General features: G+C 65.9%; 2 protein-coding genes. One reads left to right on the top strand and one right to left on the bottom strand.

Annotation, left to right across the window (positions count from 1 at the left end; genetic code table 11):
* Nucleotides 1-1,005, top strand: a 1,005-nt coding sequence (locus ACEW8G_RS12390) for an alkyl sulfatase dimerization domain-containing protein (RefSeq protein ID WP_373488723.1), incomplete at its 5' end; no start/stop codon positions are given.
* Between the two features lie 149 nt (nt 1,006-1,154).
* On the opposite strand, the gene ACEW8G_RS12385 is transcribed toward ACEW8G_RS12390, so the two are convergent.
* A partial coding sequence (locus ACEW8G_RS12385) for an ABC transporter permease (protein WP_373488722.1) occupies nt 1,155-2,308 on the bottom strand: 1,154 nt, incomplete at its 5' end.

Here is a 2,308-nt window from a genome sequence, read left to right as displayed (position 1 = left end):
CGCGATGCGTTGCGCTGGTCAAAGATCATCGATGCGGCGCTGGTCAAATGGGGTGACAAGACCGAGGTGCAGATCGCATCGCACAACTGGCCCACCTGGGGGCAGACGCGCGTGGCCGCGTATCTTGAGAGCCAGCGAAATGCCTACCGCTATGTCCATGACCGCACTCTGGGCCGCGCCAATGCCGGGCTGACGCTGCACGAGGTCGCCGATGGCATTGCCGAACCGCTGGCGCAGCAAAGCCATGGCGCGCGCGGCTATTACGGCACGGTCAATCACAACATGAAGGCGACCTATCAGCGCTATTTTGGCTGGTGGGACGGGGTGCCCGCCAATTTCAACCCGCTGCCGCCGGTGGATGCCGCCAGGGGCTATGTCGCGCTTGCGGGCGGCGCAGATGCGTTGCTCGCGGCGGGCAAAGCAGCGCAGGCGCAGGGCAACCACCGCTGGGCCGCAGAATTGCTCAACCATCTGGTGTTTGCTGATCCCACCCATGCGGCAGCCAGGGCGGCGCTTGCCGACAGCTATGAGGCGCTGGGCTTCGCGGCGGAATCGGGCGTCTGGCGCAATTACTATCTGTCGGGTGCGGCCACTCTGCGCGGCACCGAGACACCACGCCGGGGATCTGGCGCGCAGAACCGAAGCTTTGTCGGCGCCATCCCCACCGCGCAGCTGTTCGATGCACTCGCCACCCGCTTTGCCGCCGACAAGGCAAACGGCATGCGCGCATCGTTCAATTTCATCCTGCCGGATACAGGCGAGACGATGGGCATATTGGTCAACGGCGATGTTGAAATTCCGCGCCTCAACGTGCCCGCGCCCGCTGCCAACGCCACCGTGCGCCTCAACCGCAGCGATTTTGACGCCATCGTGCTGGGCGAGAGCGACTTTCCCACGCTGATGCGATCGGGCGCGATGACCATCGAGGGCGACGCCGCGCTGTTCCTGCGCTGGCTGATGCTGCACCCGCCGTTCGACCCCGGCTTCGGCGTGGTGGTGCCGTAAATTCCTCCCCGAGCTTGTCTCGGGGAGGGGGACCGTTCGCGCCAGCGAATGGTGGAGGGGTGATGCGCTGCCGTTCGCGCAACTGCCCCTCCGTCAGCGCTGCGCGCTGCCACCTCCCCGAGGCAAGCTCGGGGAGGATTTAGTGAAGCTCATAACTGCCGCAATGCCTGTGCAGGCCGTGCCGCCAGCACCGGCAGCGATCCGGCAAGGCCCAGACCCAAGGTCAGCGCCGCGCCCGCACCCAGCGTCATCAGCACCACCGCCCAGTCGGGCTGCCAGCCGAAGCTGAATATCTGGGTGATGACATACCATGCTGCGATCAGCCCCAGGCCCAGTGCAACCACCGCCAGCAGCACTGCGAGCAAACCGTATTCGAGCGCCTGCGCCGACAGGATTTGCCGCCGCGTCGCGCCCAGTGTCTTCAGGATCACGCTGTCATAGATGCGCGCCTGTCGCGAGGCAGCAATCGCGCCGATCAGCACCGCGATCCCTGAGAGGATCGCAATCGACCCCGCCGCCGCAATCGCGGTCGCGATCTGGCTGAGGATCACCGTCACCTGGCCGATGACATCGCGCACCTCGATCACCGAAGCCGAGGCGAACGCCGCAAGCACCGCCTTTGATACCGCGCGCTCGCGCACATCGGCATTGGTCATGCCCTCGAGCGACACCGTGCCCGCCAGATTGTGCGGCGCTTCACGCAAGGTGTTGGGGCTGAACACCATCACATAGTTGAAGCCCATCGTGTCCCAGTTGATCTGGCGCAGCGACGCGACCTCGGCGGTGAACTCGCGCCCCAGCAGGCTCACGGTCAGTGTGTCGCCCACGTCGAGGTTGAGCGTGTTCGCCATCTCGCGGTCGATCGAGACCAGAGGCGGACCTTCATAATCCTGCGGCCACCACGTGCCCTTGATCAGCTCGCTGCCTTCAGGCAGCGTCGCCGAATAGGTCAGGCCGCGTTCGCCGCGCAGCACCCATGCATTGTCAGGAATCGCTTCAAGCTGAGCCACGCGGATGTTCTTGTAACCGGTGATCGTGCCGCGCAGCGCGGGCACGGTGTTGACCGCAGCGCCCGGAGCCGCCGCCTCCACCACCGACCGGAACTGCGCTTCGCTGGCCACCGGCACATCGAGCACGAACAGGTTGGGCGCCTCCTTGGGCACGGTGCGGGTGATCTCGTTGGTCAGGCTGGTCTGGATTGCGGCCAGGATGACGAACAGCGTCAGCCCCAGCCCGAGTGCCACCACCAGCTGTCCCGTCTGCGCGCCGGGGCGGTGCAGGTTGGCGAGCGCAAGGCGGGGCA

The sequence above is a fragment of the Blastomonas sp. genome (assembly GCF_041747255.1).
Classification (GTDB): Bacteria; Pseudomonadota; Alphaproteobacteria; order Sphingomonadales; family Sphingomonadaceae; genus Blastomonas.
This window is presented reverse-complemented; position numbering and strand designations above follow the sequence as displayed.